Origin of the sequence: Bacteroides xylanisolvens, from assembly GCF_018289135.1 — a bacterium.
Lineage (GTDB): Bacteria > Bacteroidota > Bacteroidia > Bacteroidales > Bacteroidaceae > Bacteroides > Bacteroides xylanisolvens.
On sequence record NZ_CP072216.1, the window covers coordinates 4,629,456 to 4,652,442 of the forward strand.

12 protein-coding genes are annotated in these 22,987 nt (G+C 47.7%); all 12 read left to right on the forward strand.

The features are described from left to right. The first annotated feature begins 3 nt into the window (after positions 1–3). Positions 4–354: a helix-turn-helix domain-containing protein gene (locus tag INE92_RS19300; protein WP_004291454.1), complete on the forward strand. Its 351-nt coding sequence runs from the start codon at positions 4–6 to the stop codon at positions 352–354. Between the two features lie 20 nt (positions 355–374). Continuing rightward, positions 375–1,946, forward strand: coding sequence for a DUF3945 domain-containing protein (locus INE92_RS19305; RefSeq protein WP_004291455.1), 1,572 nt, complete (start codon positions 375–377; stop codon positions 1,944–1,946). A gap of 60 nt (positions 1,947–2,006) precedes the next feature. Then, positions 2,007–4,094: a type IA DNA topoisomerase gene (locus tag INE92_RS19310; RefSeq protein WP_004291456.1), complete on the forward strand. Its 2,088-nt coding sequence runs from the start codon at positions 2,007–2,009 to the stop codon at positions 4,092–4,094. A 162-nt stretch (positions 4,095–4,256) separates the two neighbouring features. Then, complete coding sequence (locus INE92_RS19315) at positions 4,257–4,709, forward strand: DUF1896 domain-containing protein (RefSeq protein ID WP_004304266.1); 453 nt, start codon at positions 4,257–4,259, stop codon at positions 4,707–4,709. Continuing rightward, entirely contained in the window at positions 4,699–10,515 is a 5,817-nt protein-coding gene (locus INE92_RS19320) for an N-6 DNA methylase (RefSeq protein ID WP_004291462.1), read from the forward strand. The genes INE92_RS19315 and INE92_RS19320 overlap by 11 nt, the downstream gene beginning before the upstream one ends. Positions 10,516–11,172: 657 nt before the next feature. Beyond that, positions 11,173–13,098: a tetracycline resistance ribosomal protection protein Tet(Q) gene (tet(Q), locus tag INE92_RS19325; RefSeq protein ID WP_004291466.1), complete on the forward strand. Its 1,926-nt coding sequence runs from the start codon at positions 11,173–11,175 to the stop codon at positions 13,096–13,098. Next, positions 13,098–15,416 carry a hybrid sensor histidine kinase/response regulator gene (locus INE92_RS19330; RefSeq protein WP_004291467.1) on the forward strand — a complete coding sequence of 773 codons (2,319 nt, stop codon included), beginning with the start codon at positions 13,098–13,100 and terminating at the stop codon, positions 15,414–15,416. The genes tet(Q) and INE92_RS19330 overlap by 1 nt, the downstream gene beginning before the upstream one ends. Next, complete coding sequence (locus tag INE92_RS19335; protein ID WP_004291471.1) at positions 15,409–16,731, forward strand: sigma-54-dependent transcriptional regulator; 1,323 nt, start codon at positions 15,409–15,411, stop codon at positions 16,729–16,731. The genes INE92_RS19330 and INE92_RS19335 overlap by 8 nt, the downstream gene beginning before the upstream one ends. A gap of 279 nt (positions 16,732–17,010) precedes the next feature. After that, a complete protein-coding gene (locus tag INE92_RS19340; protein ID WP_004291474.1) occupies positions 17,011–17,433 on the forward strand; it encodes a dihydrofolate reductase family protein in 423 nt (140 codons plus the stop codon). A gap of 238 nt (positions 17,434–17,671) precedes the next feature. Then, a complete protein-coding gene (locus tag INE92_RS19345; protein WP_004304269.1) occupies positions 17,672–18,277 on the forward strand; it encodes an RteC domain-containing protein in 606 nt (201 codons plus the stop codon). A gap of 301 nt (positions 18,278–18,578) precedes the next feature. Further along, positions 18,579–19,709, forward strand: a complete 1,131-nt coding sequence (locus tag INE92_RS19350; RefSeq protein WP_004291480.1) for an ATP-binding protein — start codon at positions 18,579–18,581, stop codon at positions 19,707–19,709. A gap of 16 nt (positions 19,710–19,725) precedes the next feature. Further along, positions 19,726–22,980 (forward strand): P-loop NTPase fold protein, encoded by a 3,255-nt coding sequence (locus INE92_RS19355; protein WP_004291481.1) that lies wholly within the window; start codon positions 19,726–19,728, stop codon positions 22,978–22,980. Positions 22,981–22,987 lie beyond the last annotated feature (7 nt).

A 22,987-nucleotide genomic window follows, 5' to 3' on the forward strand; every position in this document is an offset into this window, starting at 1 on the left:
GTCATGGAACTGCTCACACGAAACAACTTCGAGGGCTGGATGCAGAAGCTGATGGAACGGCTCGACCGTCAGGACGAACTGCTGCTGGCGATGAAGGCTGAGGGGAAACAGCCCACTATCACGGAAAGCATCCGCCTTTTCGACAATCAGGATTTGTGCATGTTGCTCCAGATAAGCAAACGCACCCTCCAACGCTACCGCAGCGTAGGCGCATTGCCCTACAAGACGCTGGGCAAGAAGACCTATTACAGCGAGGAGGACGTGCTGACATTCCTTTCCAACCATATCAAGGACTTCAAAAAGGAAGATATAGCCTTCTACAAGGCTCGTATCCATAATTTCTTTCATAAATAACCCATTAAAACATTTTTCAGATGGCAAAGAAAAAAGACGAAAAGGACGTGCTGGTAGTCCGTGACGAGAAGACAGGCGAGATCAGCGTGGTAGCCGGGCTGAACGCGGACGGCACACCCAAGCGCACCCCCGCAAAAGCGGAGAACGCGCAGAGTTTCCTGCAATTCGACCGACATGGCGACGTGCTGGACAACTTCTTCAAGAACTTCTTCCGGCAGTGCAAGGAACCCAGCCGCTTCGGTTTCTACCGCATTGCGGCAGACCAAGCTGAAAATCTCTTAGAGGTGATGAAGCAACTGCTGAAAGACCCCGAAGCGAACAAGGAGCTGCTCGCCCCTCACAAGGTGGACACCTCCGACTATGAGAAGAAGGTGCAGGAAGAGATGGCAGCACAACAGACAGAGAAACAAGAACCTCAAAAACAGGAGAACATGGAACAACGGAAAGAACAGCAACAGGACAAATCCGAACAGATGCAGGGCAAACGTGGCTACCAGCCCATCGACGAGAGTAAAATCAACTGGCAGGAGCTGGAGGACAGATGGGGCGTAAAGCGGGACAACCTTGAAAAGTCCGGCGACCTTACGAAGATGCTCAACTATGGCAAGTCCGACTTGGTAAAGGTCAAACCGACCTTCGGCGGCGAATCATTCGAGCTGGACGCCCGCCTCTCCTTCAAGAAGGACGGTGAGGGAAACATCAGCCTCGTGCCGCACTTCATCCGCAAGGAGCAGAAGCTGGATGAGTACAAGGAACACAAATTCTCCGACAATGACCGGAAGAACCTCCGCGAAACGGGCAATCTCGGTAGGGTCGTGGACATTGTGGACAGGGAAACGGGCGAGATCATCCCCTCCTACATCAGCATCGACCGCAAGACGAATGAAATCACGGACATTCCGGCAAGCAGGGTGCGCATCCCGGAGCGCATCGGCAAGACGGAAATCACCACGCAGGAGCGGGACATGCTCCGCGCCGGACTGCCCGTACGCGACAAGCTCATCGAGCGCAACGACGGCAGAAAGTTCGTCACCACCCTGCAAGTGAACGTGGAGCAGCGCGGCGTGGAGTTCGTGCCGGGAACCGGCAAGTCGCCCCGTACCGCACAGACACAGGAAACCAAAGGCGACACATCGAAAAGTCAGGCGCAGGGCGGGGAAAATGCCGCACAGACCAAGAAGGAGCAACGCCGCAACACGTGGACGAACGAGGACGGCAGCATCCGCCCCATCAGCAAATGGAGCGGCGTGAGCTTCACCGACCAGCAGAAAGCCGACTATGTGGCGGGTAAAGCCGTGAAGCTGGAGAACGTGACCGACAAGCAGGGCTTCCATGCCACGATGTATATCAAGTTCAACCCGGAGAAGGGACGCCCGTACCGCTACGACACGAACCCTGACAATGCACAGCAGGTTGCTCCGTCCAACGAGAGCCGCACGCAGGTGGCGGTGAACAACGATGGCAAGACCAACGAGGCTACAAAGAATCTGAGAGAGCCGTTGCAGAAAGGTCAGACCAACCCGAAGGACGCCCGCCAGCAACAGCAGCAGGAGAAGCCGCAGAAGAAAACGGGCAAGGGCATGAAAATGTAATCCCGTGTCCGCCACTGAATCCAAAATAAAATCCAAAGTATCAACAAAAAAGAAGAAGACATGAAGACAATCATTGCAGAAAAGCCCTCCGTGGCACGTGAAATCGCCCGCATCGTGGGCGCGACAAAGAGAGAGGAAGGATATTTCGAGGGAGGCGGTTATGCCGTGACATGGGCATTCGGACACCTCGTTCAGCTTGCCATGCCCGACGGCTACGGCGTGCGCGGATTTGTCCGTGACAACCTCCCGATTATTCCCGACACATTCACGCTCGTCCCCCGTCAGGTCAGGACGGAGAAAGGTTACAAGCCCGACAGCGGCGTGGTGTCGCAGATAAAAGTCATCAAAAGACTGTTCGACACAAGCGAACATATCATCGTGGCGACCGATGCCGGACGCGAGGGAGAGCTTATCTTCCGCTACCTCTACCACTATACGGGTTGCACCACTCCTTTCGTGCGCCTGTGGATCAGCTCTCTCACCGACAAAGCTATCCGCGAGGGACTGCGGAAACTCGAAGACGGCAGCAAATACGACAACCTCTACCTCGCCGCCAAAGCGCGGAGCGAATCCGACTGGCTCGTGGGCATCAACGGCACACAGGCGTTATCCATCGCCGCCGGACACGGCACGTATTCCGTGGGGCGGGTGCAGACACCAACGTTGGCTATGGTATGTGAACGCTACTGGGAGAACCGCCGCTTTACGTCCGAAGCATTCTGGCAGCTCCATATCGCAACGGACGGTTGCGACGGCGAAGTCGTGAAATTCTCATCCTCCGAGAAATGGAAAGAGAAAGAACCGGCGATGGAACTATATAATAAGGTAAAGGCGGCAGGTTGCGCCACTGTCACGAAAGCCGAGCGCAAGGAGAAGACGGAGGAAACTCCCTTGCTCTACGACCTGACCACGCTCCAGAAAGAAGCCAACGCCAAGCACGGCTTCACGGCGGAACAGACGCTTGAAATCGCGCAGAAACTCTACGAAAAGAAGTTGATAACCTATCCGAGAACGGGAAGCCGCTACATCCCCGAAGACGTGTTTGCCGAAATTCCCAAACTGCTCGCTTTCATCGGCACACAGCCCGAATGGAAAGACAAGGTGCGGGCAAAAGCCGCCCCGACACGCCGCAGCGTGGACGACGGCAAGGTGACAGACCACCATGCCCTGCTCGTCACGGGTGAGAAACCGCTCTTCCTCTCCAAAGAGGACAATACCATCTATCAGATGATTGCCGGGCGCATGGTCGAGGCATTCTCTGAGAAATGCGTCAAGGATGTGACGACTGTCACGGCGGAATGTGCCGGAGTGGAGTTTACCGTAAAAGGCAGCGTCGTGAAGCAAACCGGATGGCGTGCCGTCTATGGCGAGGAAAAAGAGGAAATTACCATCCCCGGCTGGCAGGAAGGCGACACGCTGACACCGAAAGGCTCGTCCATTACCGAAGGAAAGACCAAACCCAAGCCGCTGCATACCGAAGCCACCCTGCTCTCGGCAATGGAAACGGCGGGCAAGGAAATTGAGGACGACGCACTGCGGCAGGCGATGAAGGACTGTGGCATCGGTACTCCCGCCACACGCGCCTCCATCATCGAAACGCTTTTCAAGCGCGGTTACATGGAACGCTGCAAGAAGTCGCTTGTTCCCACCGAAAAAGGACTTGCCCTCAATTCCGTCGTCAAGACGATGCGCATCGCCGATGTTGCCATGACGGGCGAATGGGAAAAGGAGCTGGCGCGTATCGAGCGCGGGGAACTGTCCGACGACACCTTCCGCAAGGAGATAGAGGCGTACACACGTGAGATAACCTCCGAACTGATCTCGTGCGACAAGCTCTTCGGCAGCCGTGACTCCGGCTGCGCGTGTCCCAAGTGTGGCACGGGCAGGATGCGGTTCTACGGCAAGGTGGTACGCTGCGACAACACGGAGTGCGGACTGCCCGTGTTCCGGCTGAAAGCGGGACGCACCCTGTCCGACGATGAAATCAAAGACCTGCTCACCGAAGGGCATACCAAGCTGCTCAAAGGGTTCAAGAGCAAACAGGGCAAGAGTTTCGATGCTGTTGTCGCCTTTGACGGGGAATATAACACGACTTTTGTGTTCCCGGAGGCTAAAAAGGACAAGAAATTTTCAGGACGGAAGAAATAGTATTAACTTTGCCACTTGTTCAGAGTAATGAATTGTTCTTCGATACCGGATTACACTCATACTTTGGATTTAGTGGTGGCACTCGGAGGGATACCGAGTGCCTTTTTCTTCCTTTTTCCAACCGATTATCCCGTTAATTATCAATCCGCTAAATCCAAAGTAATGAACAACAAGAAGAAAAACGAGGGTCAGACCGACTTTTCCTATTACGGTCTGTACCTGCTGGACTATCTCCGCACGAACAAGTTTGAACAGGCTGACGACACCGCTTTCATACGGGAACGGGCCGACCGTGCCGCCGAAACGTATGAGAGGGCACGGCTTGAAGGCTATCCCGCCGATGGTGCGCAGGAACTGGCGATGGACACGCTGCTGCGCGGGCTGCATTATTCCCGTTACGCCATCCTCCGCGAAGTCGTGGAAAACGAGTTTGCCGATGAAGTGCCGGAAGAGAAGCGTGAAGCCTTTGTCCTGAAACTGCTGCCGCTTGTCGGCAACGTGTTCTCCGTCTATGACCTCTCGGATGACAATTTCGCCCTGTCTTCCGATTACGACCTGCTCTACACGGAGCTGACGGGAGCAACCGTCCTTTACTTAGACGAATATGGCGTTTAACCGCAAACAGAAACTGCGGGACAACATCGAGGCGATACGGACGGCATTCATCCTTGACAGGGAAAATAGGACAGCGACAACCGAAGAGCGTGCCATACTTCAAAGGTACTGCGGTTTCGGCGGTCTGAAATGTATCCTCAACCCTGCAAAGGAACTGACGGATGCCGTCCGGTGGGCGAAATCCGACCTCGAACTGTTCGCCCCGACGGTGGAGCTGCACAGGCTTATCCGTGAGAACAGCAAGGACGAAACAGAGTACAAGCGGTTTGTGGATTCGCTGAAAGCGTCCGTGCTGACCGCTTTCTACACCCCCAAAGAGATAACCGACACCATCGCGGACGTGCTGGCAGATTACAGCGTCCGCCCCGCCCGTATGCTCGAACCGTCGGCAGGTGTCGGCGTGTTCGTGGATTCCATGCTGCGGCACAGCCCCAATGCGGATGTGATGGCTTTCGAGAAGGATCTGCTCACGGGTACAATCTTGAGGCATCTCTATCCCGACCAGAAAATGCGCACCTGCGGTTTTGAGAAAATCGAAAGACCGTTCAACAATTATTTCGACTTGGCGGTGTCCAACATTCCGTTCGGTGACATTGCCGTGTTCGACGCGGAGTTTCAGCGGAGCGACTCTTTCGGCAGACGCTCCGCCCAGAAAACCATCCACAACTATTTCTTTCTCAAAGGACTGGATGCCGTGCGTGACGGCGGTATCGTGGCGTTCATCACCTCGCAAGGGGTATTGAATAGCACCAAGACCTCCGTGCGTAACGAGCTGTTCAGTCAGGCCAATCTGGTATCCGCGATACGCCTGCCCAACAACCTGTTCACGGACAACGCGGGCACGGAGGTGGGCAGTGACCTGATTGTCCTGCAAAAGAACCTCAGCAAGAAGGAAATGTCGCAGGACGAGCGGCTGATGACCGTGATACAGACGGACACGAAAACCGCCCTGACCGACAACGCCTATTTCATCCACCACCCGGAACGCATCGTGCATACGATGGCGAAACTTGACACAGACCCCTACGGGAAGCCCGCTATGGTTTATCTGCACGAGGGCAAGGCAGCAGGCATCGCCGGGGATTTGCGCCGTATGCTCGACGAGGATTTCCATTACAGGCTTGCCATGCGCTTGTATTCGGGTTCAATCCGGCAGGCAGGAACGGAAGAAAAAGTTGCCGTTCAAAATAAAGTAGAGCGTCCTGCCATAAAATTGGAAACAGTATCCTCGGCGCAGACGGTGGAAACTCCGACAGAAAAGCCGCAACCCGCAGATGAAAAGCCGGAGATAGAACCGCGCCCGCAATATTCCGCAGGCGTGCAGCTCACCCTGCTTGACCTCTGGGGGATGACGGAAGAGGTCAGCCAACCGAAAACCTCCAAAAAGAAAAAGACGGTGAAAAAGGCAGTTACGGCAAAGTCCACTCCGCCCAAACCGAAAGTCACGGTTACACCGACAGCTCCAACTGCAAAACCCGCAATGGAGAATAAGGAGGTGAAAGCGGAGAACACCGCCAAGCCTGCCGACCCGGACGACATCTATGCCACACTGGACTGGGATACCAATCCTCCCATCAACGGTTTCTATGAAATGATGATGGGTTTGACGCCGGAGCGTAGGAAAGAACTTCGGGAACTGGCAAGGCAGCATAACGAGAAACAAGTGGCGGAAAAGACGGAAGTGAAAGCCGTGCCGGAAACTTCCCGTGAGCAGCCACGACAGGAGGAAACACAGCCGGAGGCAGTCGCCGCACCTGCCGTTACAGATACCCCATCGGAAGCGGTGGGGACTTTCCTTTTCCCCGACATCGAAGCGGAAAAGCCGAAGGAGGAAGTCGTGGACCTTTCTCCGCGTGCCTACCACCGCACGCCGGAGATGCACCTGCGCGAAGGGTCGCTGGTGGCTGACCGGGGGCGTCATAACATCGGCTACCTGAAAGACATCACGCCATACGGGGCGACATTCCAGCCGCTCGACCTGAAAGGATACCAGAAGGAAAAGGCGTTGTTGTATGTGTCGCTGCGTGACGCCTACGAGCGTCTGTACCGTTATGAATCGCTCCGGCGCGAGGCAAATGTTCCGTGGCGAGAGCATCTGAATACCTGTTACGATGAGTTTGTCATGCGCTACGGCAACCTCAACGCCAAGCAGAACGTGAAGTTAGTGATGATGGATGCGGGCGGGCGCGACATCCTTTCGCTGGAACGGATGGAAAACGGAAAGTTCGTCAAGGCGGACATCTTCGAGCATCCTGTTTCCTTCGCGGTGGAGAGCCATGCCAACGTAGGCTCTCCCGAAGAAGCCCTGTCTGCGTCGCTCAACAAATATGGTACGGTCAATCTCGACTATATGCGGGAGATAACCGACAGCACGGCGGAGGATTTGCTCACTGCCCTGCAAGGGCGCATCTACTACAATCCGCTCGTGACCGGTTACGAAATCAAAGACCGTTTCATCGCCGGAAATGTCATAGAGAAAGCGGAACGCATAGAGGCATGGATGGGTGACAATCCCGAAAATGAGCGTATGCCGGAGGTGAAGCAGGCGTTGGAGGCTCTGAAAGATGCCGAGCCGCAGCGCATCGCCTTCGAGGATCTGGACTTCAATTTCGGGGAACGCTGGATTCCGACGGGTGTCTATGCCGCCTACATGAGCCGGCTGTTCGACACGGAGGTGAAAATCGCCTATTCCGCAAGCATGGACGAGTTTTCGGTGGTGTGCGGCTACCGCACCATGAAAATCACGGACGAGTTTCTGGTGAAGGGGTATTACCGGAACTATGACGGTATGCACCTCCTAAAACACGCCCTGCACAACACCTGCCCTGACATGATGAAGTCCATCGGCAAGGACGAGCATGGCAACGACATCAAGATGCGCGACAGCGAGGGAATACAACTCGCCAACGCCAAGATTGACGAGATACGAAACGGCTTCTCCGAATGGCTCGAAGAGCAGTCGCCGCAGTTCAAGGAGCGGCTTGTGACGATGTATAACCGCAAGTTCAACTGTTTCGTGCGCCCGCGCTACGACGGCTCCCATCAGACCTTTCCCGACCTCAACCTGAAAGGGCTGGCAAGCCGGGGTATCAAGAGCGTCTATCCCTCACAGATGGATTGCGTCTGGATGTTGAAACAGAACGGCGGCGGAATTTGCGACCACGAGGTGGGAACCGGTAAGACGCTGATAATGTGCATCGCCGCGCATGAGATGAAGCGTCTGAATTTGGCACACAAGCCGATGATTATCGGGCTGAAAGCCAACGTTGCGGAGATTGCAGCCACCTATCAGGCGGCATATCCCAACGCACGTATTCTGTACGCTTCGGAGAAGGACTTTTCGACCGCCAACCGTGTGCGCTTCTTCAATAATATAAAGAACAACGACTACGATTGCGTCATCATGTCGCACGACCAGTTCGGCAAGATACCGCAGTCGCCGGAATTGCAGCAGCGCATCCTGCAAGCAGAGCTTGACACGGTGGAGGAAAACCTCGAAGTGCTACGGCAGCAGGGAAAGAACGTGTCGCGGGCGATGCTGAAAGGATTGGAGAAGCGCAAGCACAACCTTGAAGCGAAGCTGGAGAAGGTGGAACACGCCATAAAGTCACGCACGGACGACGTGGTGGATTTCAAGCAGATGGGCATCGACCACATCTTCATAGATGAGAGCCACCAGTTCAAGAATCTGACTTTCAACACGCGCCACGACCGTGTGGCGGGATTGGGAAACAGCGAGGGAAGCCAGAAGGCACTTAACATGCTCTTTGCCATACGCACCATACAGGAGCGCACAGGAAAAGACTTGGGTGCGACCTTCCTCTCCGGCACGACTATCAGCAACTCACTGACTGAATTGTACCTGCTGTTCAAGTACCTGCGCCCGAAGGAGCTGGAACGGCAGGACATAAGGTGTTTCGACGCTTGGGCGGCGATATTTGCCAAGAAGACGACGGATTTTGAATTTAACGTGACGAACAATGTGGTCCAGAAGGAGCGTTTCCGCTACTTCATCAAAGTGCCGGAGCTTGCCGCCTTCTATAATGAAATCACGGACTACCGCACGGCGGAGGATGTGGGCGTTGACCGTCCTGCCAAGAACGAGATACTGCACCATATACCGCCCACGCCGGAACAGGAGGACTTCATACAGAAACTGATGCAGTTCGCCAAGACGGGCGATGCCACCTTGTTGGGCAGGCTGCCGCTTTCGGAAACGGAAGAAAAGGCGAAGATGCTCATCGCCACGGACTATGCCCGGAAAATGGCACTCGACATGCGCATGATAGACCCGAATTACGAAGATCATCCCGACAACAAAGCGAGTCACTGTGCCAAGATGATCGCGGAGTATTATCAAAAATACGACGCCCAGAAAGGCACGCAGTTCGTTTTCTCTGATTTGGGGACATACCAGCCGGGCGACGGGTGGAACGTCTATTCGGAAATCAAGCGCAAACTGACGGAGGACTACGGTATACCGCCAAGCGAGGTGCGCTTCATTCAGGAGTGCAAGACCGACAAGGCGCGGAAGGCGGTGATAGACGCCATGAACGCCGGGACGGTGCGTGTGCTGTTCGGCTCTACCTCTATGCTCGGAACGGGTGTGAACGCCCAGAAACGGTGTGTGGCTATCCATCATCTCGATACGCCGTGGCGACCGTCCGACTTGCAACAGCGTGACGGACGCGGAGTTAGGGCAGGTAATGAGATTGCCAAACATTTCGCCGGGAACAACGTGGATGTAATCATCTACGCGGTGGAGAAGTCACTGGACAGCTACAAGTTCAACCTCCTGCACTGCAAGCAGACTTTCATAAGCCAGCTCAAAAGCGGTGCGATGGGTGCGCGTACCATCGACGAGGGGGCAATGGACGAAAAATCGGGCATGAATTTCTCGGAATACATGGCGTTGCTCTCCGGCAATACCGACCTGTTGGACAAGGCGAAACTGGAAAAGCGGATCGCATCGCTCGAAGGGGAACGCAAGTCGTTCAACAAGGGCAAGCGTGATTCGGAGTTCAAGCTGGAGTCAAAGACCGGCGAGTTGCGCAACAACACGGCTTTCATAGATGCCATGACGGAGGACTGGAACCGCTTCCTGTCGGTGGTGCAGACCGACAAGGAGGGCAACCGCCTTAATATAATAAAGGTGGACGGAGTGGATTCCGCCGATGAGAAGGTCATCGGAAAGCGTTTGCAGGAGATAGCCAAGAATGCCACGACCGGAGGGTTGTACACGCAGGTCGGTGAACTTTACGGTTTTCCGATAAAGGTGGTGAGCGAAAGGATACTCAAAGAGGGATTGGAGTTCACCGACAACCGCTTCGTGGTCGAGGGGAACTACAAGTACACCTACAACAACGGGCATCTGGCGATGGCTGACCCGTTGGCCGCCGCCCGCAACTTCCTCAACGCGATGGAGAGGATACCCTCCATCATCGACCAGTACAAGGCGAAGAACGAGGTGCTGGAGATGGAGATACCGCAGTTACAGGAGATAGCGGGTAAGGTGTGGAAGAAGGAGGACGAGCTGAAGCAGTTGAAGTCCGAACTTGCCGCCCTTGACCGAAAAATTCAGCTGGAGCTTGCGCCACCCACGCCCGAAGTCGCAGAAAAGGAGAATGAAGGGCAACAGCTCAAGCCGGAAGCGGAAGATGTGAGGAACAGGCAGGCGCAATATCCCGAAAATGCACCGCCGCAGATACGCAGTCCGGCGGATAGTATCGTTGCCAACCATGTCATAATCGGGCGTCCGGGACTGTATGCCAAGGAGGAAACCCGGTCCAAAGGATTGAAAATATAACCTAAGGAATTTTATCTGAAGTATTAATAAGGGCTATCCCAAAAGGTCTAAAAGTAAATTTTATCCTTTCTGCAAGTATCTATAGGATGGCAACTGCATTTTTTTCTTTTTGGGCAGCCCTTATTAAAATTTATTCTTATTTTAGGTTATATACATTCATGTCCATTTATGTAAAAAATTCCTGCTGACCTTGTTTATGTCTTGTCAGTCACCATTTGCAAAACCATATTTGACCCTCAAAGAGGCTGAATTTGATAAGTAACTTGCTACATACTCATAATAAGGAGCTAAATAGAACACGAATGGGAAATACACAAATGCTAAACTAAAGAAGATATTGGCCAAAATAAACGCTATACCGAGAGAGAAACTTGATTTTTCAACTTCCTAAAACGGTGTTGTTCAAACATTTCTACTTATTTGTACTTGCCAGTTGAACCTACGCTTCCCTAATAAAATGTCTATGGTAAAAAGTTAAAAAATCCTCCCACTTTTGTTAGATATATTTTTTTGTGTAATTTTGTAATCGTTATGCGGCAGTAATAATATACATATTAATACGAGTTAGTAATCCTGTAGTTCTCATATGCTACGAGGAGGTATTAAAAGGTGCGTTTCGACAATGCATCTACTGTAGTATATTATTGCTTAATCCAAATGAATATTATAAATTTAGGAATTCTTGCTCACATTGATGCAGGAAAAACTTCCGTAACCGAGAATCTGCTGTTTGCCAGTGGAGCAACGGAAAAGTGCGGCCGTGTGGATAATGGTGACACCATAACGGACTCTATGGATATAGAGAAACGTAGAGGAATTACTGTCCGGGCTTCTACGACATCTATTATCTGGAATGGAGTGAAATGCAATATCATTGACACTCCGGGACACATGGATTTTATTGCGGAAGTGGAGCGGACATTCAAAATGCTTGATGGAGCAGTCCTCATCTTATCCGCAAAGGAAGGCATACAAGCGCAGACAAAGTTGCTGTTCAGTACTTTACAAAAGCTGCAAATCCCGACAATTATATTTATCAATAAGATTGACCGTGCCGGTGTGAATTTGGAGCGTTTGTATATGGATATAAAAACAAATCTGTCGCAAGATGTCCTGTTTATGCAAACTGTTGTCGATGGATCGGTTTATCCGGTTTGCTCCCAAACATATATAAAGGAAGAATACAAAGAATTTGTATGCAACCATGACGACGATATATTAGAACGATATTTGGCGGATAGCGAAATTTCACCGGCTGATTATTGGAATACGATAATCGCTCTTGTGGCAAAAGCCAAAGTCTATCCGGTGCTACATGGATCAGCAATGTTCAATATCGGTATCAATGAGTTGTTGGACGCCATTTCTTCTTTTATACTTCCTCCGGCATCAGTCTCAAACAGACTTTCAGCTTATCTCTATAAGATAGAGCATGACCCCAAAGGGCATAAAAGAAGTTTTCTTAAAATAATTGACGGAAGTCTGAGACTTCGAGACGTTGTAAGAATCAACGATTCGGAAAAATTCATCAAGATTAAAAATCTAAAGACTATTTATCAGGGCAGAGAGATAAATGTTGATGAAGTGGGTGCCAATGATATCGCGATTGTAGAAGATATAGAAGATTTTCGAATCGGAGATTATTTAGGTGCTAAACCTTGTTTGATTCAAGGATTATCTCATCAGCATCCCGCTCTCAAATCCTCCGTCCGGCCAAATAAGCCCGAAGAGAGAAGCAAGGTGATATCCGCTCTGAATACATTGTGGATTGAAGACCCGTCTTTGTCCTTTTCCATAAACTCATATAGTGATGAATTGGAAATCTCGTTATATGGTTTGACCCAAAAGGAAATCATACAGACATTGCTGGAAGAACGATTTTCCGTAAAGGTCCATTTTGATGAGATCAAGACTATCTACAAAGAACGACCTATAAAAAAGGTCAATAAGATTATTCAGATCGAAGTACCACCCAACCCTTACTGGGCCACAATAGGGCTGACTCTTGAACCCTTACCGTTAGGGGCAGGGTTGCAAATCGAAAGTGACATCTCCTATGGTTATCTGAACCATTCTTTTCAAAATGCCGTTTTTGAAGGGATTCGTATGTCTTGCCAATCTGGTTTACATGGATGGGAAGTGACAGATCTGAAAGTAACTTTTACTCAAGCCGAGTATTATAGCCCGGTAAGTACACCTGCTGATTTCAGACAGCTGACCCCTTATGTCTTCAGGCTGGCTTTGCAACAGTCAGGTGTGGACATTCTCGAACCGATGCTCTGTTTTGAGTTGCAGATACCCCAAGTAGCGAGTTCCAAAGCTATTACAGATTTGCAAAAACTGATGTCTGAGATTGAAGACATCAGTTGTAATAATGAGTGGTGTCATATTAAAGGGAAAGTTCCATTAAATACAAGTAAAGACTATGCCTCAGAAGTAAGTTCGTACACTAAGGGCTTAGGCATTTTTATGGTTAAGCCATGTGGGTATCAAATAACAAAAGACGGTTATTCTGATAATATCCGCATGAACGAAAAAGATAAACTTTTATTCATGTTCCAAAAATCAATGTCATTAAAATAATGGAGCGGTCAGGAAATTTCTATAAGGCAATACGGTTGGGATATATACTTATCTCCATTCTTATCGGATGTATGGCATATAATAGCCTCTATGAATGGCAGGAGATAGAAGCATTAGAACTTGGCAATAAAAAAATAGACGAGCTCCGAAAAGAAATAAACAATATCAATATTCAAATGATAAAATTTTCTCTATTGGGTGAAACAATACTGGAATGGAACGATAAAGATATCGAGCATTACCATGCACGGCGTATGGCAATGGACAGTATGCTCTGCCGTTTCAAGGCCACCTATCCAGCAGAGCGCATCGATAGTGTGCGCAGTCTTTTAGAGGATAAGGAACGACAGATGTTCCAGATAGTCCGGTTAATGGATGAACAACAATCTATTAACAAGAAGATAGCCAATCAAATTCCGGTTATTGTACAGAAAAGTGTGCAGGAACAGTCCAAAAAGCCAAAACGAAAAGGTTTCTTAGGCATATTCGGCAAAAAAAAGGAAGTAACTCCAGCAGTATCAACCACTATCCTTCATTCGGTCAATAGAAACGTAATCAGCGAACAGAAAGTGCAGGATCGCCAATTGTCGGAACAAGCCGACAGCCTTGCAGCTCGTAATGCAGAACTTAACAGACAACTGCAAGAATTGATTTGCCAAATAGAAGAAAAGGTACAAACCGAACTGCAAAGCCGGGAAAACGAAATAGTTGCCATGCGTGAAAAGTCATTTATGCAAGTAGGCGGTTTAATGGGATTCGTTCTTCTATTGTTGTTAATTTCCTACATCATCATACATCGTGATGCAAAAAGCATTAAACAATACAAGCACAAGACAACTGATTTGATAAGGCAACTGGAACAATCCGTACAACGGAACGAGGCACTGATAACGTCAAGGAAGAAGGCGGTACATACTATCACCCATGAACTGCGCACACCGCTGACAGCAATAACAGGCTATGCCGGACTGATACGGAAAGAACAGTGTGAGGATAAGTCCGGGCAGTATATCCAAAACATACTGCAATCCTCCGACCGTATGCGGGATATGCTTAACACTTTGCTTGACTTCTTCCGCCTGGACAACGGCAAGGAACAGCCCCGTCTGTCACCCTGCCGGATTTCAGCAATCACGCACACACTTGAAACGGAGTTCATGCCTGTTGCCGTGAACAAAGGGCTGTCCTTGTCCGTGAAGACTGGACACGATGCCATTGTATTGACCGACAAAGAGCGAATAATACAAATCGGGAATAACCTGCTGTCAAACGCTGTCAAGTTCACAGAAGAAGGCGGTGTTTCTTTGATTACTGAATATGATAATGGAGTTCTGACACTGGTCGTTGAAGATACAGGTACAGGCATGACAGAAGAGGAACAGAAACAAGCGTTCGGTGCGTTTGAACGTCTATCAAATGCCGCCGCAAAGGAGGGTTTCGGGCTTGGGCTTGCCATAATGCGTAATATTGTGTCGATGCTTGGCGGAACAATCCGTTTAGACAGCAAGAAAGGGAAAGGCAGTCGTTTCACAGTTGAAATTTCTATGCAGGAAGCTGAAGAACAGCTTGGATATACAAGCAATACACCTGTTTATCATAACAATAAATTCCATGATGTTGTCGCCATTGACAATGATGAGGTATTACTTCTGATGCTGAAAGAGATGTATTCCCAAGAAGGAATACACTGCGACACTTGCACCGATGCTGCGGCACTGATGGAAATGATACGCCAGAAAGAATACAGCCTGTTGCTGACAGACTTGAATATGCCCGATATAAACGGTTTCGAATTGCTGGAACTGTTGCGTTCGTCCAACGTGGGCAATTCACCAACAATCCCGGTGGTTGTGGCAACCGCTTCGGGCAGTTGTAACAAAGGGGAACTATTGGCAAAAGGCTTTGCCGGATGCCTGTTCAAACCGTTCTCCATATCGGAACTGATGGAGGTTTCCGACAGGTGTGCCATAAAAGCGACACCGGACGGGAAACCGGACTTTTCCGCCTTATTGTCCTATGGCAATGAAGCCGTCATGCTGGAAAAGTTGATAACTGAAACAGAAAAGGAAATGCAGGCGGTACGGGATGCAGCAAAAGAAAAAGACCTGCAAAAGCTGGATTCCCTGATCCACCACCTGCGCAGTTCGTGGGAGGTGCTCCGTGCCGACCAACCGCTGAATGTACTTTACGGATTGCTTCGTGGCGATGCTCTCCCGGATGGTGAAGCGTTAAGCCATGCCGTGACTGCCGTGCTGGATAAGGGAGTGGAAATAATACGGTTGGCAGAAGAGGAAAGGAGAAAATACGAAGATGAATAAGACAAAAATAATTGTGGTGGAAGACAACATCGTGTATTGCGAATATGTCTGCAATATGCTGTCACGGGAGGGCTACCGCAATATGAAGGCTTACCACCTCTCAACCGCGAAGAAACATCTGCAACAGGCAACAGATAATGATATCGTGGTTGCCGACCTGCGTCTGCCTGACGGCAGTGGCATAGACCTTTTGTGCTGGATGCGAAAGGAGGGAAAGATGCAGCCCTTCATCATTATGACCGACTACGCCGAAGTTAATACCGCCGTGGAAAGCATGAAACTCGGCTCGATAGACTATATTCCCAAACAGCTTGTGGAGGATAAACTTGTCCCCCTGATCCGTTCCATACTGAAAGAACGTCAGGCAGGACAACGCCGTATGCCTATATTCGCCCGTGAAGGTTCCGCCTTTCAGAAAATCATGCACCGCATAAGGCTGGTAGCCGCCACCGATATGAGCGTGATGATATTTGGTGAGAACGGCACGGGCAAGGAGCATATTGCCCACCTGTTGCATGACAAGAGCAAACGTGCAGGCAAGCCATTTGTGGCGGTGGACTGCGGTTCACTCTCCAAAGAGCTTGCACCGTCGGCTTTCTTCGGACACGTCAAAGGTGCATTTACAGGTGCGGACAATGCCAAGAAAGGATATTTCCATGAGGCGGAAGGCGGCACGTTGTTTCTGGACGAGGTAGGAAACCTCGCGTTGGAAACCCAACAGATGTTGCTCCGTGCCATACAGGAGAGGCGGTATCGCCCGGTCGGAGACAAGGCAGACCGGAATTTCAATGTCCGCATCATCGCTGCTACCAATGAAGATTTGGAGGTATCGGTGAATGAAAAGCGTTTTCGGCAGGATCTTCTGTACCGCCTGCACGACTTCGGGATAACCGTTCCTCCGTTGCGTGACTGTCAAGAAGACATTATGCCGCTGGCAGAGTTCTTCCGTGATATGGCAAACAGAGAGCTGGAGTGTAGCGTGAGCGGGTTCAGTTCCGAAGCACGTAAAGCGTTGCTGACACACGCATGGCCGGGCAACGTGCGGGAACTTCGGCAGAAAGTTATGGGTGCTGTATTGCAGGCGCAGGAAGGTGTTGTCATGAAAGAGCATCTGGAACTTGCCGTGACGAAACCGACCTCTACTGTCAGCTTCGCCTTGCGCAATGACGCGGAGGATAAGGAGCGGATATTGCGTGCGTTGAAACAGGCAAACGGCAACCGGAGTGTCGCCGCAGAACTGCTCGGCATAGGCAGGACAACACTATACAGCAAACTTGAAGAGTATGGACTTAAATATAAATTCAAGCAATCATAGCCCGTAATTCACTGAATTTGGCTATCTTTGCATAACATTTGAGAAAAACGGCGATTGGCAGGAGCTTTTCGCCGCCAACATATAGGATAAGACCGCAAGGCGTTTCAAGCGAAAATCTGGTAAATTGGAACTACGGAGACGATTGCGTGATGCTTATGCTATGCTTACGCATAGCGTGCATTCACGTACTCTCCGTAAAGGCTTTACCAGAGCCATCGCTTGAAGGTAGTGTGAATTGCACGCTACTTTTTTACCCTTGCCTAACGAAAGGAAACGATTATGGGTAAAGTTCAGATTCTCGCCGTACTGACGATGGACGGATGTCTTTCTTCAGAGTTATATGATAAAGCACATCAGGATTTGTGCCTTGACCGTTGCGGTCTTGATGAAATCAGGAAGAAAGCCTTTTACCGTGTGACACCGGACTATTCCATTTCAATGCTGCACGAATGGAGAAAAGACTGCACAAACATCCGTTACCTCGCGGAAGCCACACCGGACACGGCAGACTATATAAACGGACTGCTGCGGATGCACGCTGTGGATGAAATCATACTATACACCGTTCCTTTCATATCCGGAAGCGGACGACATTTTTTTAAGTCGGCTCTGCCAGAGCAACACTGGACGCTTTCCTCTTTGAAAAGCTATCCCAACGGTGTATGTCGCATTATCTATATCCTTGATAAAAAAGCAAGATAGCCAAAATGTGCGGCAAGCATACATTTCTATTTTCAGGAATAGAATAAATGTTCCGATTACAAACAATTTAAGTCGGAGATAATTTGTCCTTGTGAAAAAATACTGAATTTTATACCTCTGAAATCCAGCACTTTGTAAAATTGAGTGTTGGATTTTTTATTTTCTGCCGCGTTTTTTGCCAATTATATTCATGTGCGCACGCAGAAAACAAAGTGTAATTTTCAAAATTGACAGAACCATGAATTATTTCTTGCTGGCGGAAACCGACTTTTTCCGCCTGATAAACGAAGCCGGCGACTGCAATATGGAAACGGCATACACGGCTTTCGCCACCCAAGTGATCGAACTGTGCAACGGCGGCATGGACATGAACCTTACCGTCATCGCGCTTGCCTACATCGAAATCGAGTTGCAGCACCATCCCGTACGTAATCTGTCAGAAGAAAAAAGAGAGATTGCCGCCTACGTCAGCAAGGCTCTGTCTTTCGTAAGAAAGATGCAGAAATTCCTTGCCACGCCCCAAGTGCCACCACTAATATCCGCCAACAACGCAACAGAAACCACCGCCAGCCTTCTTCAATGGACGGGCAATGCCATCGACCTCGTGGAACTTATCTACGGCATAGACGTGATGGGCTGCATCAACAACGGCAATATGCCGCTCAAACAGCTCGCCCCACTTCTCTATAAGATATTCGGGGTTGATTCTAAAGACTGCTACCGCTTCTACACTGATATCAAACGCCGGAAGAACGAAAGCCGCACCTATTTCATTGACAGGATGCAGGAAAAACTGAACGAGAGAATGTTGCGTGATGAGGAGTTGGAGCGGATGAGAAAATAAAAAAATATCCATTACATATGAGAAGACAGGAATACTCGTATCCTGTCTTTTTATTTTCATTTAATTATATATTAATTAGCACAATATATGTGAGTTTTTCATTCCTATAAGGACAAATTTCAGAAACGTATGTCTGGTAAATTATTGAGTCATCATAGTATGAACATATATCATTACTAAAAACAATGAAACAACTTCCATAAGATTGTGGTTGTAAAAATCGCCATTTAATAGCCCGTTTTTTTTGTAAAATTCGCCAATTAAAAAAATATGATTATCTTTGCATTATATTTTATAAGGTATGGAAACAGTAAATAGAATACTTCAAGAGAAGATTACAGCACGAATCGCGCCCAATAAAGCAGTACTGATTTTTGGTGCTCGCCGTGTTGGTAAAACGGTAATGATGCGTAAAATTGTGGACAACTATTCAGGTAGGACGATGATGCTCAACGGCGAAGACTACGACACATTAGCACTATTGGAGAATCGCTCAATAGCCAATTATCGGCATTTATTGGATGGTATTGATTTGCTGGCTATTGATGAGGCACAGAACATACCACAAATCGGTAGTATTCTGAAGTTGATAGTTGATGAAATACCGGGAATAAGTGTCTTGGCAAGTGGTTCTTCGTCATTCGATTTGCTGAATAAGACTGGTGAACCGTTGGTCGGCCGCAGTACGCAATTTCTCCTTACACCATTCTCGCAACGGGAAATCGCACAGACGGAAACGGCACTTGAAACCCGCCAGAACCTCGAAGCGCGCTTGATTTACGGTTCCTATCCCGAAGTAGTAATGATGGAGAACTATGAACGTAAAACAGACTACCTACGTGATATTGTCGGTGCATACCTGCTTAAAGATATCTTAGCAATTGACGGCTTAAAAAATTCGAGCAAGATGCGCGATCTACTGCGATTGATAGCTTTTCAGTTGGGCAGCGAAGTTTCTTACGAAGAGTTAGGTAAACAACTCGGCATGAGCAAGACGACCGTTGAAAAATACCTCGACCTATTGGAAAAGGTCTTCGTTATCTATCGTCTGGGGGCTTATTCGCGTAACCTACGCAAGGAGGTTACAAAAGCTGGCAAGTGGTACTTCTACGACAACGGCATTCGCAATGCCATTATCGGGGCTTTCTCACCGCTGGCCATTCGGCAGGATGTCGGTGCGCTGTGGGAGAACTACATCATCGGAGAGCGGCGCAAAGCGAACTTCAATGAGGGACTGCACAGGGAGTTCTATTTCTGGCGCACCTACGACAAACAGGAAATCGACCTGATTGAGGAGAGTGCCGACAGTCTTACCGCCTTGGAGTTCAAGTGGGGAAATAAAATGCCGGCCGCACCGAAAGCCTTCCAAGAAGCCTATCCCTATGCCGAGTTTCATGTGGTAAATCGGGAGAATTATTTGGAGTTCGTATAATCAATAAATTACGTATATGGAAACAAAACTACAATCCAAACAGCAATATCCGCGGTTTATCCAAAATAAACCGTGTGGTATTGACAAATTCGATGGAGGTTCGCAAGAAAGGTTGGCAAAAACTATTGCTCGCCATTTTTGTCAGAATGATTCATTGGATGAGGAATGTACTTTACCTCGAATTATCGGCATCGAAGGTATTTGGGGATCTGGAAAATCCAACGTGGTTAAAATGTTGGAACGTGAATTATCAGACGACTATTACTTTTTTGAGTATGACGCATGGGGACATCAAGAGGACTTGCAACGCCGCTCTATATTGGAATTGCTTACAAGCAAACTTATTGATGATGGTATCCTATCTGGAAATGCAACAATAAAAGTCAAAGGTGGAGGTACGAAAACCGTATCATGGTCTGAAAAGCTGAAATATTTATTAGCCCGTAAAACGGAGACCGTAACCGAAAAATATCCCCTTATCAGTAATGGTATGGTTGCGGCATTTTTGGTTGCAGTTTTAACTCCGATATTTACATTTATTGCGTATGCAGTAAAACCTACACCCACAACATGGTGGTTTTCTTTATTGTCTATTATCATAGCTGCACTGCCAGTTCTTATTGCATTGTGCGTTTGGAAATGGGCATATAGCAAAGATCATAAATATGGATGGAGTTATATGTTAGCTATTTATCAAGATAAAGTCGAAAAGGACGTTTGCTATGAGACTTTGAGCGAAGACGAACCAACGGTTTACGAGTTCAAAACATGGATGCAAGACATTTCTGATTTTATCAAGGAAAAAGGACAACGTAAATTAGTCCTTGTTTTTGACAACATGGATCGTCTCCCCGCTGAAAAAGTAAAAGAATTATGGTCTTCTATCCATACGTTCTTCGCCGATAGCGGTTTTGAAAATGTTTGGGCTGTTATTCCTTTCGATGAAACACATTTAGCTTGTGCATTCGGAGATGAGACCGACGAACAAACGAAACAACTGACCAAGTATTTTATCAATAAAACTTTCCCTATTGTTTATCGTGTTGCTCCTCCTGTTATTACCGACTATCGAAGTATATTCAACAAACTGTTTGTTGAAGCATTTGGAGAAACAGAAAATGAAGCGAAAGAAACTATAAATCGGATATTCAGATTGGTAAATCCTAATGCCAATGTTAGGGAAATTATATCATATATCAATGAGATGGTCGCTCTTAAACAAGAGTGGTGTAACGAAATTTTGATGATAAACATAGCATTGTTCTGTTTGAAGAAGACGGATATTCTGGCAAATCCAGTAGAACAAATATTGTCCGGCGACTATCTGAATGGCATTCAAACAATAATTAACAATGATCTGCAAACACAACGCGAAATTGCAGCTTTGGTATATGGTGTCGATGTTGAAGATGCTCGACAAATTCCATTGAAAAAATATATTGAAGGCTGCATCAACGGAGAAGAAGACCACGACATAAATCAATATGCAGAGACTAATAAACAATTTGACACTGTATTAGAAGAAGTTATACAATGTATGGACAATGCGCTTATCGATAAGATTATACATTGTTTGCATAAATTAACTCGAAAGAGCGATGTTATTCTGCGTGTATGGCAAAGAATAGCACAATTGAAATTAAAAGAATCCATAGAGAAGCAGGTGTTCCCTGTCGAATACCAAGAACTGCTGTTGCATTTAGACACGGAAAGCCAAAACCATGTGATTGCTCAATTATATAAGAAGATAGTTCGGTTCAATGACTTCAATGGCGGCGACTATTTCAAAACGTTAGATGCAATAGACAGGTTTATTGCGCAAAATAAGTTGGCGTGCGATTTTACGTCATTGATTGAAGCAAAAACAGTCAAGCCAAATACATTTATCGATTATATTCAAGCTGCAAATGCAACAGATGCTGCCTATCGGGATAACGCGACAACTAAAGCATATAAATATTATCAAGTAGCAACAAATTCGGAGGCGCTCGATAATTATTTGGCAAACTTACTACCCGATAATTTCGACCATGCAGATATTGTAAAAACGTTAAAAGATAATTCTACCTATACGTTTCCAACGCTTTTGCAAGCGATCACGAATTGCATTGATGAACAGAATGTAAATAAAGATAATATAGGGGCTATATTTACAACCTATCGTTTATTGGCATCTGACGAAGAAAGACCTTTACCTGTAACGTTAGATTCAACCTACATAAATCAGTTGCATTCTGAATTAGAAACTGATGGCCGAAACATTAAAGAGTCTGGATATTACGATTTAGTCGCCATGCAATTGGCACATGGTCATTCCGTTTCCTTAATAGAGGGTGGAGATATAAAATATGTTGCAGAACTCATGGACTATTATGTGGATCATGGAGACTTATTAGTAAATAGTGTGGGATGGAATATACCGCTATTAAATGAAACACTACAATACATGGTAAATCATAAACTTGGCTATAAATTATTGCTCTCAGACATATTGCCCCAATTTGAAGATATTAAGAACAGAATAGGTGTAACGGATGAGGTATTTATCGAGCATTTAGCAGAGTGGAATACCGATTTGGATAAGTATATCACTAAGAACAATATTAAAGATGTAATTCCTGACGCATCTTTTTACGATTTGACCACTAAAATAAGCAATGTCCTGACCGATCATATCAATAAAATAGCGTTCGAAGCGTTGTCTGAAATAAGTGTTGATACATTATACGCCCAAAGAACAGCACATACATCATATTATTGGTTTGTCGCAATAAAACATTTACTGGCTAAAATCAAATCCTTGCCAGATAACTTGACTGAATTTGGCAAAAAGATTCTGATGGATATTGCTTCTGGAACTCAAAGTTTGAATCCTTTCCCTAATTGTTTCAAGAATATAGTTGAAAGATTGGATAAACGAAAAATTAAATCGACAGTTACCGATATAAGAAATGATTTCTGCATCGGTAAAAAGACTATCAATGCAATAAAGTTTCAATTTTTCGAAACATGGCTTAGATCGCATGGTAATTTGAAAAGTCAAGCTGGAGACGTTATTGATAAAATAGTGAAACCTGTAATTTCCGATGGGGCATGCCGTTCATTGATTCTGCAAAACAAAGATTTTTATATGGATTTAATAAATACAGCAGGGGATGATGCTTATGAATTGAAAAAGAGTCTCCGAAACCTCATACAAAAAGATTCAGATCCGCAATTGGTTAAATTTGTCAATTCGATAGATTCAGTACCTGAGGTTGAAACCGCGTAAGTATTTG